The 14,734-nt window shown below is 59.7% G+C and carries 13 protein-coding genes; all 13 read right to left on the bottom strand.

Annotated elements, in window-relative coordinates; translation table 11 throughout:
* Positions 1 to 125: 125 nt before the first annotated feature.
* A complete protein-coding gene (locus IAG25_RS28630) occupies positions 126 to 710 on the bottom strand; it encodes a hypothetical protein (RefSeq protein ID WP_187607818.1) in 585 nt (194 codons plus the stop codon).
* Between the two features lie 108 nt (positions 711 to 818).
* A complete protein-coding gene (locus IAG25_RS28625) occupies positions 819 to 2,543 on the bottom strand; it encodes an ATP-dependent helicase (protein ID WP_187607817.1) in 1,725 nt (574 codons plus the stop codon).
* 9 nt (positions 2,544 to 2,552) lie between these two features.
* Positions 2,553 to 3,389, bottom strand: a complete 837-nt coding sequence (locus IAG25_RS28620) for an ATPase (RefSeq protein WP_187607882.1) — start codon at positions 3,387 to 3,389, stop codon at positions 2,553 to 2,555.
* 458 nt (positions 3,390 to 3,847) lie between these two features.
* The gene (locus tag IAG25_RS28615; RefSeq protein ID WP_187607816.1) at positions 3,848 to 4,462 is read right to left on the bottom strand and encodes a DUF4400 domain-containing protein; all 615 of its coding nucleotides are present in this window, start codon (positions 4,460 to 4,462) and stop codon (positions 3,848 to 3,850) included.
* Positions 4,463 to 4,665: 203 nt separating this feature from the next.
* Positions 4,666 to 5,184 (bottom strand): hypothetical protein, encoded by a 519-nt coding sequence (locus IAG25_RS28610; protein WP_187607815.1) that lies wholly within the window; start codon positions 5,182 to 5,184, stop codon positions 4,666 to 4,668.
* A gap of 9 nt (positions 5,185 to 5,193) precedes the next feature.
* Positions 5,194 to 7,068, bottom strand: coding sequence for a conjugative transfer system coupling protein TraD (gene traD / locus IAG25_RS28605; protein ID WP_187607881.1), 1,875 nt, complete (start codon positions 7,066 to 7,068; stop codon positions 5,194 to 5,196).
* Positions 7,062 to 8,450, bottom strand: coding sequence for a TraI domain-containing protein (locus tag IAG25_RS28600; protein WP_187607814.1), 1,389 nt, complete (start codon positions 8,448 to 8,450; stop codon positions 7,062 to 7,064). The genes traD and IAG25_RS28600 overlap by 7 nt, the downstream gene beginning before the upstream one ends.
* Positions 8,450 to 9,496, bottom strand: a complete 1,047-nt coding sequence (locus tag IAG25_RS28595) for a type IV secretion system protein (protein WP_238295841.1) — start codon at positions 9,494 to 9,496, stop codon at positions 8,450 to 8,452. Before IAG25_RS28595 ends, IAG25_RS28600 begins: the two co-directional genes overlap by 1 nt.
* A 14-nt stretch (positions 9,497 to 9,510) precedes the next feature.
* The gene (locus IAG25_RS28590) at positions 9,511 to 10,278 is read right to left on the bottom strand and encodes a type VI secretion protein (protein ID WP_187607812.1); all 768 of its coding nucleotides are present in this window, start codon (positions 10,276 to 10,278) and stop codon (positions 9,511 to 9,513) included.
* A gap of 23 nt (positions 10,279 to 10,301) precedes the next feature.
* Positions 10,302 to 12,764 (bottom strand): VirB4 family type IV secretion system protein, encoded by a 2,463-nt coding sequence (locus tag IAG25_RS28585; protein WP_187607811.1) that lies wholly within the window; start codon positions 12,762 to 12,764, stop codon positions 10,302 to 10,304.
* Positions 12,765 to 12,777: 13 nt separating this feature from the next.
* Positions 12,778 to 13,041, bottom strand: a complete 264-nt coding sequence (locus IAG25_RS28580) for a conjugal transfer protein (RefSeq protein WP_375336549.1) — start codon at positions 13,039 to 13,041, stop codon at positions 12,778 to 12,780.
* Between the two features lie 46 nt (positions 13,042 to 13,087).
* Positions 13,088 to 13,441 carry a TrbC/VirB2 family protein gene (locus IAG25_RS28575; RefSeq protein ID WP_187607809.1) on the bottom strand — a complete coding sequence of 118 codons (354 nt, stop codon included), beginning with the start codon at positions 13,439 to 13,441 and terminating at the stop codon, positions 13,088 to 13,090.
* 12 nt (positions 13,442 to 13,453) lie between these two features.
* On the bottom strand, positions 13,454 to 14,503 hold the full coding sequence (locus tag IAG25_RS28570) for a CpaF family protein (RefSeq protein ID WP_187607880.1): 1,050 nt from the start codon (positions 14,501 to 14,503) through the stop codon (positions 13,454 to 13,456).
* Positions 14,504 to 14,734 lie beyond the last annotated feature (231 nt).

Here is a 14,734-nt window from a genome sequence, read left to right as displayed (position 1 = left end):
CTTGCTTTCGTAAACAAAGTGTCTGCAGCGATCGCTGCAAATTAATTAGAAAGGCCGCGTTGACGCTTCAGGGCCGGGAGAAGCCTATCAAGCCGCCGCAGGAACCTGCTGAACCGGCGCCTCAATCAATAATGAATCGTCAGCGGCTCCGGGTGATGCTGAGTGATCACGTATGAGCTACCGACCGTCCAGGCAGTGATGGTGGCTACGAACCGCGTGCATTCCGAAAAATTCGAATTTAGATGCGACGACTGAACGTTGACCGGGCCTGAGTCAGCGTCGCTCGCGATATACACGGTGACATCGGCGCCCTGCCGTACCGCAATCGATGGGCGCGGCCCAGACGTGTAGAGGAGGACCTGCGTCCCACTGCCAAACGAGTAGATGAGGACCGGCGTCCCACTGCAGTCAGAAGAAGGGTATGCGACTGTTCCGATGAGGATCGGTCGGTCCGATCCCCATTGAAACTGCGTGGCAGAAGCTCGTTCGGCGGTGCCGACTCGACCGATCGGGACGAACGTGATTGCCCCGTTGATCTCGATATAGACGCCGTTCTGGCCTGCATCGGACTCGAGTGGTCCGACCTCCCTACCCTGCGCATCAAACACCTTTGGGACTTGCCTGTCGCGGTGGTGATGGCCGTCATCGTCGCCCGCATGGGCGGTCAAAGCAAGCGTTGCGAGCACGGAAGCAATCAGAATCGAGCGCATGGCGTCTCCATTCAGTAGGTGCCACAAGCGCCATGACTTGGCCGCCAGGCAAATCTGAAGGATAGGCTGGCGACGCAACGCTTTCAAGGAAGCGCGCCGAAGATAGGCTCAGGCGGCTGTGGCCATCGGCTGAAGTTGAGCCTCAACAACAAAGCGCGACTCGAAGTTCTTTGACGTGCCCGAGATCATCAGGGATTCACGTGCGCGCGTCATTGCGACATAGAACAGACGTCGTTCCTCCGGTTCCGTCGACTTCGCATCCGGGACGATTGTCTCTTCACTGCGCGCGATCCAGACGTGGTCCCACTCCAACCCTTTCGAACTGTGCATTGTCGTGAGGATGAGCGCACCGAGCGTGGGTTCGTTATTATCCTGACGCAAGAAAAGAAGCCGCTCAGCGAAGCTGCCCGACAAGCGACAGAGAACTTCATTTGTCGCCTCGATGGCGCGGATGGCCGAATCCTTTTTCGCGTACTTCAGCATCCACTCAGCGACGCCCGAGAGCGTCAGCGAATAAAACCTCCGATCGCACAGACTTTGCCATTCCGCCAACCGCTTCATGAACTCACGGTAGTTCGTAGCGACGTCCTCCGGTAGCCCCAGCTCGACCAACTTGGCGCGGCCCTTCTGCGTCAGCTCCGCGCCCATGTCGGCGTGCAATGCGCGCAACTGCTGCGCGGTCAGGCCCAGATGTGCCAGAACGGCATCAAGGCCCGTGTCCTTGATGCGCTCGACGATCTCCAGCAAGTTGCACATAAGCGCGCCCTCGGGGCGGCTTAGGACGGATGCACCCGATGCGCGGTAGTACTTGATGCCGTGAGAGCGGCAGACCGATTCGAGCGGGTCAAGAATGCGGTTGGTGCGCGCCAGAATGGCACACGACTGCCCCTCCGCCAACAGCGGACCAAGCACCTCGACTGCTGCGGTCGCCTCCTCGTACTCGTCTGGATGCCGCGATGTGAGGACGCGTCCGCCCAACCCCTTCTCGGCGCGCAGGACCTTCGCAATTCGGTCAACGTTATTGCGGATCACTCGGTCTGCCGCGCCGAGAATTTCCGCGCGACAGCGATAGTTGCTGCCGAGTACAACCGGCTTCGCGTCGAACGCTTCGATAAACGATTCCATGCCGCGATAACCGAGCGCCTCACGGAACGCGTAGATGCTCTGGTCGTCGTCGCCTACGACGGTCACGATCGAACCCGCCTTTGCATGAAGCTCGATCCACCGATATTGCAGCGGGTCGGTATCTTGAAACTCGTCAACGAGCAGATAGGTGAACGCGTATGGGGCGATGGTGCCGTTTTCCATCCCCTCGACCGCGAGGCGCAGCATGTCCTGAAAGTCGATCTTGCCGTTGCGGGCAAGCGCGTCCTGGTAGGCGTGGTACAGCTCACCGTCGTCCGTGTTCGGATCGCATCGGCCGAAGTTCGTTTTGATCTTCTCGATCGTTGGAATGGCGTCTTCCGCTTTGCCCTCGCGGCCTAGTTCCTGCATCACGCGAATCAGCAACCCCAGGCGATCTCCGTCCGACGCGATGTCGAGCGCGCGAGCGCCGGGGCGCTTCAGTTGCTTGAAGGCGAGCGAATGGAAGGTACCGGCGATCAGCCGCTTCTTTACCGACTCGCCGGCGGCAGCCAGGATACGCTCGCGTAATTCCAGCGCGGCGTCTTTCGAGAACGTGACGGCGCCGACCGTCGCGGCGCTGCCTTGCAGCAACAGGGCTGCTTTCGTGGCGATCGTTTTCGTCTTGCCCGCGCCCGGGCAGGCGATTGCCACGCAATGCTGGCGCAACTGGGCGACTTCCCGTTGCTGGGGATTGAGCTCGTCCAGCATCGCGCCTCCTTAGTTGCCGCGGACCGTCGTCATCAGCTTCAGGTGCGTCATGTACCCGCGAATGCCGAGCGGATTGAAGCGCTTGAGAAAGTTGACCGCCTCATCGTCCACGTCCGACTGGTCGCGGATGCCGTTCCACACCATGAAGTCGAAGTGGTCCATCGCGCGGTCAAACTTCATGATGGCGCTCAGCACGCGCATAGAGAAGCGCGAGTAAGCCTCGACCTCGATGTCCATCGCCGGCATTGGAATGGTCGGCTCGAACACGAATTCCTTATTGGCGCGAAGCTCCGCCTCTTTCTGCTGCCGGAAGCCTTCGGCCACGCGCAGTTGCTCGTCCACGTAGCTCTCGATGCCCGCCAGCAGCTTTTCGAGCGCACTGTTGACCACTTCCTTGTCGTTCTCCCCGAAGGTCGAACGGCCGAAACGCTGCATGTTGATGCTCATGCGGTTAATGTACGGCCACCACTGTTCGAACAGCGGCTTCAAGCGGGTATGGTTCAGCCTCACGCGGGCGGTCACGACTGCTGCGCCGGAAAGCTGGCGGTCCAACAACTGACGGCCGATCTCACGGCGGCGCTTGATGATCGAGATGCGCTCGGCGGCAGGCAGGTCGCGGAATAGCTTGCGCGTCTTCGCCACTTCCGCGCGCTTCATCTGCGCGTCGTCGGACGAGATCACGCCTTCCTTCTGCAGACGGTCCGCGTCCGCTTCCATCTGCGTCAGCTCGCGCTCAAGCTCGCCGTCGTCCGCACCATCAGTCGTGAGCGGAGGCTCGCCGGTAGCTTGTTCAAGCGCGCCGCGCGCGACCGTTTCTTCGTTGCCGGGTTCGACCACAGTGCTCATTACGCCTCTCCTATCTGGACGCATCCGTCCGGTTTCATCGTGGGGATTCAGGCGCGCGAACGCGCTGCCTATGGTTACATTGTTGCGGGATGACGCTCGGCGCAACGGCTGAAACATTGGCGAATTCGAGCGCCTTTCGGAAGTCAGCGCGGCAAAAGAGAGTCGATGGCAGGCGACGTGCAGATCAACCGGCGCATGCTGGCGCGCCGCGCTGACGGTGGCGGGGGTTTGAATGGGGAACTAGATGCACGCGTGCGATTCGGCGCGGCGAGGTCGCGAGGTCGCGAGGTCGCGAGGTCGCGAGGTCGCGAGGTCGCGAGGTCGCGAGGTCGCGAGAACGCAGGAAGCCAGGAAGGGGCTGAGAGGGTACAGCGATCTAGGAAATATCATGATATGGGTCGAACCGGGAAAAGAGGCACAAAAAATGTCGCTTTTCCCGCCCACGCGATCAAGAAATCCTATCTGAACGACTGGAAGGATTCTGCTGCTTTCCATAAAAGCGCGCCGAGCAGCGCTGCGACGGCAACCCAGTAACCCGCCAGCACCGGAATTGGAACTACCAGCACGCCGAAAAGCGTTCCGGTCACAAGCAGCAGGCCGTGGCCTGCAAGGTGAAACGACAAGGGACTCACGAACCCGGCGGCCGACGCTTTGATCTTGCGCCGCGCGGTCCCGTCGATAAACATACCCAGCGCGAACAGCATGGTTCCGACGATCCACATCTTCATGACCATCGCGCGGAACATCATCCGGTAGACCAACAACCATAAGTTTTCGGTCCACGAGTGGGCAAAGCTCGAGAATCCGCCGTCGTTCAGGCCGCGGACGTCGCCTGAAGCGTTGAGCGTGCGATGCAAGAGCCCGCTGTCGACGAACGCATGGCGAAACGCCTGATTGGCTTGCCGCACGGCGTCGTCAGCCCGCGCCTGCCCGACAGACTCGACCAACGAACGCGACTCGGTTTGCGGCACCTCGAAAAGGCTCCGCTCGGGGATTGCGGGCATGACGGCGATCGACAGCACAGGCACCAGCAGGAACCAGACTTTCAGGTGTGATCCGAACCGGCTAGCCATGCAGCACCTTGATTAGCGCGAGCACAGGTACAGATGCGATTGCGAGAAGGCCGCCCCAGAACAGCGCTGTGCGGGTGTCCGCTATCGTCGCGAGCGCATAACAACGCGCGCCCGCGCCATATGTGAATTCTTCGGGGATGGCAGCGCCAACCTCTCCGTCGAACGCGCCGGCCAGATCGCATGCGCGCTTCGCCGCCGGATAATCAACTCCCGACAGCTTCGCTATGATCGTAACGGTGAGCGACATCGTATTCCTCGAAGTAACGGCGGAAGGTCTCGCCATGCAGAACGCGTGCGGCGAGTTGGAATGCAGCTGTGCGTTCGGTGACCTCGTCAGGGCAGCGCTCGTCAACCATCTCGAACTGATAATCGAGGTGGCGCGCCTCAAACGAAGGAATTGCCTCGACCATCGGGCACCACACCGACGTTTTCTCCCCAAACCGCGCTACATACCGGCGGGCGTACAGCGTCTTCGCCGGCTCGAACAACCCTTGCATGAAGGCGATATGCGGCTCGCCCTTGCGCTTCGCGCGTTTGTAGCCGTCAAGTGCTGACTCGATCATTTCGGCGGCCAGAGGCCCCTTGTCTCCCATAAACCGCTCACCGACGAAATCGACCACTCGCGAGCACGCAAGCTCTAGATCAGGCGCAACGTTAAAGACCTGAAGGAGCCTGTGCGAAAGCTTATGGTCGCGGACGATGTTTTTGTATGCAGCGGACATAATGTGTTGTTAGCCTTCGATGATGGGAATACGACCCTGATACACGGCGCCCCCTGAGATGCGCATGAAGTACTGCAAATTCGGCAAGCTGTGAAGCAGCTTCACGGGGATAAGCGGCACCTTTTCTAGCTGGATCGAGCGGGACTGAGAACCGCTGAATTCGAGCGCATGGGCCTCGGTCGTTGTGTTGGTGCTATTCGAGATGTTGACCACCCGAATCGCCGTCTCGCCGACTTTGTCCGAGAACCACTTTGCTGTATCGCTGTCTTCCAATCTTAAGCAGACTTGGTTGTTCAAATTGCCCAAAACCTGCAGCATTTTTGCAGCGTTTCCGAGTTTCGCTTCCAAGTCTGCACGTGCCTGGAAAGCTACGAACGCTTTGAAGCCTGCACCCCGCCCCTTGTTCAGGATTTGAATCACCTGCTCGTTGATGGCCTCGGCGATCTCGTCGATGATGAGAACGACGTCCGGCTTCACCGCGTAGAAGTTGTAGATCGCCCCACAGACGGCCGCAACGTCAGACAGCGCCATCGACGCGATCGCCTTCTGGACGATGTTGTTTGAAAGCGAATCGAGGCCCATGTAGAGAACGGCCTTCTGTTTGATGATCTTGTCGATGTCCCAGATTTCCCGCTCGTCCTCGAAGTCATCAGCCTTCGGCGCGAGCATGAGACCGGTCTCGCCGGTGGCCAGCATCTGCAGCAGCGGCAAGGCGGACGCAATGATGCGCATGTAGTGTTCACGGTCATGCGTGTGCGTGGCGATCAGCCCGTCGATCGTTTCATGGCCGCGATCGTGTGCGGCGAACCGCTCAAGGTAGAGCTTCGCCATACCGTCGGCGAGCGACACGTCATTACGCCGCTGCGCATCCTTGACTGTCGCAGCGACTGTGAGCTCCTCCCAGTTCGTCAGGCCGTTTTCAACGAAAAACCGGCGAAGGCACCGCTCCATTAGCGTGCCAATGCCTGACTGGGCGTACTTCAGGATCGAGCGCAGGTTCGGCTTGTCGCCGACGTAAAGTTCGCCCTTGACCGCGCGGTCGATGAACAGAAAGGCAAAGTCCCGAAATGGCCCTTCTTCCATCAACTGAGCAATCCGGGAGGGAATTTCGGATGGCTGTGACCAGTTCTCCAGCGGATTCAGCCTGATTGACTCGTTGGGCTTCGCCTGATTGAAGTAGAGGAACTTCCGTCCCGCGCGAGCACACTCCTTTTCGACCCGCTTTTTCCACTCATCGTCGTTTTTTGGATCGACAATGATCAAAACGTCGTTGGGGTTGTGAATGACCTGCGTCGATATGACTTCGTATGTGCGCGTCTTGCCTGCGCCGGTCGTCCCGCCGACGAGCGTGTGGCCGCCCATCGCCTTGTAGTGAAACGGCACACGCACTTTTTTAGGTTCCATGCCGTGAATCCACGACGAGCCTTGCGGCATGCGGTCACGAATGCAGTCGCGCGGGCTGAACAGTTGCTCGATGCACGTCTCGACCGTTCGGCCAATTTCCGTTTTGGAGAGCCACTTGGGCAAGGACGGAATGTCAGTCACCGGCATGCGCAGGATCTCGTGTGCGATTTGCGTGTGCTTCTGCGTCCACTCAAACCCGGTGCCAAGGTACATCGAGTCTGCTTGCTTCTTCATGAGCTTCTGTGTCGCAAGCAGCTTGTCGATGTGAATTTTGCTGAGCCACTTCGTGGAGATCGCCATGCGAAAGCTCAACGCCTTCCAAACCTGGAAGCCGCGGATCAGGACGATGAATGCGCCTACGAGCGCAAAGGCCCAGCCGTGCGGCATGCCCGACAGCAGAATGCCAACGATCAGGACCGGCCAGACGAGGAAGGGCCGGAACTCGTAAATCGGGCGGAAGTGATTGACGTATTTCATGATGCAGGCCGTTCCCAGATTAGCTTGCCCGCTTGTTCGACGATGCAGATATCGTTGCCGTGAGCACGCAGCAGCAAGCTGCGCTTTTTGAGCTGCTCTACGAGCGTGTCGCTGGTCATTCCGTATGCGCCCACCAGACGCTTTTGCACGGCGAGGCCCTTCTCTTCCCAGACAACCTTCGCTTTCCCGGACGTCACGTCACCGGCGAGTGCCTTGAAGAACTCCTTCAGCATCGCGGCGCCAGGACCCAGAACCTGGTTCAGGTCTTCGTCTGTTGGCCCGGATGCGCTCGCACTACGACGAGATTGACCGCCGGCCGCCGCTGGATCGACTGCCGCCGGGCGCTGCGGCGCCATATTGGCGCTCGCCGGTTGGGCGGCGGCGGCCGCTAACGCATCCCGAAGCGGCTGAGAAAGTTGCGGGGCCGCAGTTGGGACGGGCTGCGTGTCGCTGGATGAAACATCGACCCCGCTATTTTGCGTGCCGGCCCCGGCAGCCGCCGTGGTGTCCGGACCTTGCGGCGAGGCGGCTGCCTGCCGCGTCGTGGTCGCGCCCTGCTGCGTCGAGGCCGCGGCCTGCGGCGTCGAGGTGAAAGCCTGCGGCGATGCAGGCGGCGCCTCGGCCGACACAATTTGCGGCTCAAGCGCGAGCGCCACATGAACTGCCGAGGGCACGTCGAATTTCACCGGGGCGAACACCGCACGTTGCGCCTTACGTTCGAAGTCGACAGCAACGTCCATCGCCTGCCGGACGACTTTATGCACCAGCGCCTCGAACCCTTGCGGACTGCGCTCAGGATTGATTGCGTTGAACAGGTCCGAATGCACCACCATGTCTAATCCGGCAAGCAGATCCAGGGTGATGACCGTCTGCCCAAGCATCGCAGAACGCATCCGCTCGTTCTTCAGTGGCGTCGCCCGCCTCAGCACGGCGTAGGACCCCGTTCCCACCCACGCGCCGAAGGCACCATGTGCGGCCGGATTCCACTTTTCCTGATCCGACTGCCGCACGAACTCGAAATGACGGAACGGTTCGTCAAGTAGCGAACACGCAGTCGCGAGAAAGACTGCGAAGTTGTATTGCGGCTCGAGCCTGCGCCGTTTGTCGGACGTAAGGTCGGCGGCGAACTTCTGGCCGCCAGCCAGCCGCATCGCATAGAAGGTCGACTCAATCGTCGCCCGAAAAGCACCGCCCGGCTCGCAATGTAAGTCGGGGGATAACGGCATTGAGGAGAACCACACCGCACAGCGACGTAGCACCGATAGCCACTTCCGTGCAAATTCCGCTTCGGTGCTCTCGTTGGCACATTGCCGCACCAGCTCGATGCGCTTCTGATGTGTCGCAAACAGTTGTTCCGCCGCGATCGGCTCGTGCAGCGAGCTCATTACAGTGCTCCCTTGAGCAGCTTGAGGGGACCGGTACCCGTTGCGGTTGCACCACCACCGAAGATCGTCGCAAGCTTCGGGATTTCAAACGACAACAAGAGGACGAAGATCGAAAGGTCGATGACGTAAGCGCCGTTCAAAGTGGTGTTGCCACCCACTTGCGTCGCCTTTGTGATCGCCGATTCAATCGACGTGCCGACTAGCTTGACCAGGATTGCCACGACGACGACGTACATGCCCGCGCTGATCATCCAATCCAGCCACTTCTTGAAGTAGCTGCGCGTGTAGGATGAAAAGCCCAGCGCTATCGCGATTGGGCCAAGCACGATGCCGACCGCGGCCTGAACCTGACCGATTGCCGTGAAGAAGATGAAGACGATCGAGGCGACGCACATGGCCACGGCCGAAATGGCCAAAACCAGGACGTCGGCCAGCGATCCGCCGAGATTCATCAAGCCGAAAATCGAGAACTTGCTCTTCAAGGCGTCGAACATGACGCCAGCAAGCTTGCCCATTGCTGCGCCAACGGATCCGTTGTCGCCACCACTTATATGGGCGGCCAACTGCTCGAACCATGTCCAGAAGCCAGACGCCGACGTGCTGTACCCGAGATACAAGGCGACAAAAATTCCGAGGGTGGCCAGTTCCTCGAATAGGTCGACCCACGCCGAGATCGGGTGATGAGTGCCCGCGAACCGAACGCCCATCAGCACGAGTGAGATCACGCCGAGGCCCCATGCGAACTTGTTAGCTTCGTCCATGACGTTGGCGCTCGCCGCGACGGCAGTGGCGAACACATTACCAAGCAACACGTGGATTTGATTTGCGGCATTGGTTGCGCCGCTCGCGAAGTCCCCGTCTTTACTTGCGACCGCGTTGCCCTTGGCGGAGCCGCTCGTGTCAACCGTTCCCGAAGACGTGCCAGACGACGTACCCGAACCGGCAATGTTCGTGGAGCTCGATGTCTGAGCCAGCGCCATCGTGCTCGCGCCACCGATACCGAAGATTACGAAGATTGCAACGACGAGCGCGCGAGAGATTTGCATAACTCCGCGACCCATCACTGCCCCAACGTGGTCGAAGAGCCGATCGTCGCGTTGAATGCTGCCCGCTCGCGGTCCTGCTTGGTTTTCAGCGCGGTTTGCGCGTTATTGTCGACTTGCTCCTGAGCGACGTTGGCCGACTCCTTCACCGCGTCACTTCGTTGCTTTGCTGCCATCATCGAAAGCAGATCGCTGTTCTGACTGGAGATGATGTCGAGCATGTGCGTGGTCAACTGAGCCGTGGCTTCCATCGTCGGTGACATATTCAGTTGATCCTGAATCTCCTGACGGCGCTTGGCCAGCGTGCTCACATGGGAGATAACATCGTTGCCCTGTTGGAAGAGCTGCTTGGCCGTCTTGTCGTTGTTTTGCAGCAGCGTGTTTTGGTCGGTGAACCACTGGTCCGGCGTCTTTCCGGACTGCGTGATGAGCGCCTGCACCTTGTTCGCGTACTCGGCGTTGCTCTGCAGGCCACCGTACAGGTCCTTCAAGGCGTCGGTGTACTTGGTCAGGCTCGTAATATCGCCCGTGATGCTGTTAAATTGCGCAAGCATCGCCGCAGGGTTGAGGTTGGTCGCCTGCTTGAGCTGGTTGAGCATCATCTGGTACTGGTAGACCAAGTTCGAATCCTGATAAACCTCACCCTTCACGGCGGCCGCCGCCGTCATGGTGTTTTGAATGAAGTTCGATGCATCGAACACGGGCATGTTCGCGTAGGTTTGCTGGACGAGACCGACGGTCAGCACGCCGGTCGCGGCAATGCAACGGAGCAGTTTTTTCATCATGGCGGTGCCTTCGAGGTAAAGCGTTAAGCGTTGACGAGTACGTCGCGCACATACTCCTCCTGCCACTGGGGGCTGCCGGATTTGACGTGCTTGTCGAGGATCGCTTGCGCACGACCGTCCGAGCGGAGGTAGGCAAGCGCTTCCTTTGGAAACTGCGCCTGCAGCATCCGGCTCTGCTTGGCCGTCACCCACAGGTAGTCGCGGTTGGGCACCGCGTCCGAGATCATCTTGATCTGGTGCGGCGTGAGGCCGAACACATCGCGGTACAAATTTTGGTTGTTGATCGCGTCGCTGTTCGGCAGGTAAATGAGGTTGGGGATGTTCTCTTTTAGAATCTCGAAGTTCGGCACGCGCGCAAGCTGCCCGAGAGACTGCGTCGCCATCACCAGCGCTGCGTTCAATTTTCGGATCGTCACCGCCCAGATTTCTAGGCGCGCATAGAACTTCGGGTAGGTGAAGAAGAAACCCGCCTCCTCAATCTCGATCACGGTGTAGCGCTTGCCGTCGAGAATTTGCGCGATCCGGTAGAACGCGTAGTCCATGAACAATGCAGCGGCAACCGGGAAGTTCTGGAACAGGTCGCCCATCTCGATCGACAGATCATCGGAGATTGCGAAACCGTCCTCGGCATGGTCGAAAAACTTGCCGTTTTTGTTGCCCTCGGTCCAAACCTGCAGCCGCTCGCGCAGATCCGCGGGCAGCAGCGTGATCAAGCTTGACAACCGCCACTTCTCAGCAGGGAAGCCCAACGCGAGGGTCTTGATCCGGTCGTAAATCTCGGTTTGCTGCTGCGGCGTGCAGGTATAGTCCTCGCCCTCAATGGCAAGCTGCACCCAGTCGGCGACGTACGACCAGTGCTTCTCTTCGCCAATGAGCGAAAGCGGGTTGACCGAGGTCGCCGCCTCAAAGCGTCCCGTTGCATCGATGAACCGGCCACCGCCGAGCAGCGTGGGGATGCGCGTCGAGCGGTCCTTGTCAAAGCGGATGCGGCGCGCGCCGTGGCGGCCCGTCTGTGTCATCAGGTAGTTCAGGAACACCGACTTACCGGCGCCGATTGGACCGACGACTAGCGTGTGCGCCTTGCCGCCCGGATGGTGCAAGTCGAAGTACTGAAGGGTGCGATGGCGGGTGGGCAGGCAGGTGAGCGGCCCGGTTTTAGTGCCAGACTGCTGCGTGAGCCACTCGTTGACCTTCGATCCCTCGCCCACGCTACACAGCGGCGCGATGTCGGATACGGCGGGCGTCTCAACGAACTGCAGGCGCTTTTGCTGATCCCAGCGACCCGGCAGCGTCGCGCTCCACGAGGCAAACAGGTTCGTCTTCTCCAGGATCACGCCGAAGCCGGCGCTGCCGATGACACCGACCACTTGTCGGGTCGCGTCCTCGCACTCCTCGGGCGTGCTCCCATAGACGACCACCGAAATATTCGCGAAGCCGTACTGCTGGCCTTCCGCGTCGAGCTTTGCAAGCGCGTCGCCCGCTTCCTTCGCGAGAATCTCGCGGCCTTCGTCGTTTTTCTGCTCTTCCTTCGTTGCCCACTGCTTGAGGATCGCGACGGGGTTGAAGGACGCGACCTTGTAAAAGCCGCGAATTTTCTTGATATAGGCGCTCGCCCGCGAGCTATCAAGGAATCGGAACATCACACAGACGTCCAGTTCCGCGTCGACCTGCGAGAGCACGTCGAGAGCCGCTTCCTGAAAGCCCATCCACTCCTTGATGCCGATGACACGGGCGTACACCTTGCCGTGCGCCGATTCGAACATCAGCTCGGTCGCGCCGATCGTGACCTCAGTCTCGGTCAGATGCGTGTCCAACATCGTGACTGGATAACGCACGCGGCGCTTGGGCGTCGACGGATTCGCGCGCTGATGCAGGAACGACAGCGCATTCTGAAGCTGCAGCCGCTTCATCTTCAGGCGCGTGACGCCGCCGACAAAGCCGTCGATCACCGACTCGAACCGCTTGATCTCGTTCTGGATCTTGGTCAGGTCGAACGCGAACGCACTGCGCGCGAGTATCGTATCTTTCGCCGCTTCGAACATGGCCACAGCCAGGTTCTTGCCGCCCACCGTCATGTGATAGCTGATCTTGTCGAAGATCCGCGAGATGCCGGTCTCAGGCGTGAATGCGAGCGCGAGCGAGTGCGAATTCTTAAAGTACTTGCCGCTGCCAATGATCGCCTGATTAATCGCGTCGACGCGCGCATCGGCCTCGGACACAAACGTGCCGTCGATGCCACCGCGCGCGCGCTGGTGCGACATGCGCCACCACGCTGTGACGCGGTGGTCAAAGTTACGGCATGCGTGGTCGAGGTTGTCGCGCGCGGCCGTGATGTCACCGGGATTCGGCGAGTCCGCGTCGATGCCTTCGAACTCGAACACGGTCAGCAACGACCCGTCCTTGTTGAGCACCAGTTCGGGGGAGACCATCGTCGCCCACGGCGCGATCTCCTGCACCGCGCGCTTGGTGAACATCATTTTCAGCATGGTTCTTTGCCCATTAGCATGGAAGGTCCTGATCAAACCCATACGGGCGCCTGAAGCGCGCACTGAACCGACTGCTCGGGCCCGGCTCATAGACGTCCGGGTAGCGGTTATAGACCAACATGACAATTCGCCACCACGGGTCAGTCGAGCTTTTCCAGCGCAGAAAGACGTGCATCACGACGCCGACGATCAGAAACGCCGGACTCCAGCTCGTGTAGCAAAGCAGCGCCGTCAACGTGCCGTTGAAGATCGCCAGGCCGCGATCTGCTCCGCCCATCTGGCGTGGCAGGGAGAGCCCTCGACTTACCTTGTGCTGGCGCATATCAGCAGGCGACGGCCATCTTGAAGTGATCGCGCATGATCGGCACTGCGACTGACGCGATACCGAGGCCCACCAGCACGACGGAGAACGTTTTGGCGATATTGCTTTCCGAGTTGGCCACTGCGACGCCGCCGATCGTGATCAACACAATGCCGATTCCGTACAGGTACGGACCGCTGATGAGGTTGCTGATCGTGCAGATGATGTCCGTCAGCCCCGTCAGGTTCGAGTAGTCTCCCGCTGCCATGGCGGCCATCGACATAGCGCTCAGGAGTGCGCCTACAATCATCGGCTTGCCCGGACGCAGACGCTTCGCCAAGATCGCGGCTCTGCTGAATACCTTTTTGCCCTTCATTTGATGCTCCCGTTAAAAAACGCGTTGTAGGTCGTAATCGTTGTTTTTGAATCCCCGGATTTCGAGGATTTCGGAGACGTGCCGCATCTCGCCGGTGCGCTTGAAGTGCACGACGTAGTTGAAGCAGTCAGCGATGTTTTTGCGCATGTCTTCGAGCTCCCAACGCGATCCGGTTGGGATGCCGAGCATGGCGAGCGATTCAAGGCGGCTCAGCGCCGTTCGCCCGTTGTTCGAGTGGATGGATGCGAGACCGCCGTCGTGGCCGGTGTTGAGCGCCTGCAGAAGGTCGTAGGCTTCGCCGCCGCGCACTTCACCAACGATGATGCGGTCGGGGCGAAAGCGCAGGCACAGCGCGACGAGCAGCTGCGTCGTCACATTTGTGTCGGCGTTCGAAAGCAACCGCACGCGATTGGGAACGTGGAGCTTCAATTCCATCGTGTCCTCGATGGAGATCACCCGCTGGTCCGAGGGGATCTGTTCGATCAGCGCATTGAGGAACGTCGTCTTACCTGCGGATGTGCCGCCGGCGACGAGCACGTTCTTGCGCGACTGAACGAGCGCGACGAGCGCACGCATGAGCGCTTCGTCTTCGATGCCTTCCTCGAAGTGAATCGCTTCTGCGTATTCCGGTCGGGCATTCGCTGCTGAGAACGCCCCCACGTTTACGTAGTCCGACAGCGTGAGCTTGGACTCACGGTGCTTCCGGATACTCAGGGCGTGGCCGTCGATCGACGTCGGGCTCATGACCGCCGCGATACGCAAGTTTTGGTGACCCGCGTTGATGATGCCTTTGTCGCTTCCTGCCTTTGCCGACTTTTCGACGGATGACGCGAGCGAATGAATTGCACCTTCGAGCTGTTCCGGACGCAAGTCGATGTTCTCCCGCGTCATCACGCCCCGACGCTCCACCCAAATGTTGCGGTAATCATTGATCATGATTTCCGCGAGTTCGGGCGCATCGAACAGCGCGCGCAGCGGCGAGAGCGCATGGAAAAACATGCGCACGGCTTCCGCTTCAAGCGGGCGCAGCTTCAGGAGGGGATTATCTGCAGACTCGAACATGCGATGCTTTGTGGGCGATCTAACATGTCGAGTATTGTTGTGCTTGCCTTGCGTCCGCGGATTTGAAAAGGGCACTCAAATCGAGCGGCTTTCAAGGTCTGTGAAACCGGCGCGGTTGGAGTGCCGGGCGCTGTCAGTAGTGAAGCCGGCTAGGAAATATCATGATATTAGTCAAAACGCGAAAAGAGACACAAAAACATACCTCTTTCCACGGATCGCCTAAGAGAATCT

This window comes from Caballeronia sp. EK, assembly GCF_014384845.1.
In the GTDB taxonomy this organism is placed as follows: Bacteria; Pseudomonadota; Gammaproteobacteria; order Burkholderiales; family Burkholderiaceae; genus Caballeronia; species Caballeronia jiangsuensis.
The sequence above is the reverse complement of the archived record's forward strand: the minus strand, read 5'-3'. Positions and strand labels throughout refer to the sequence as shown.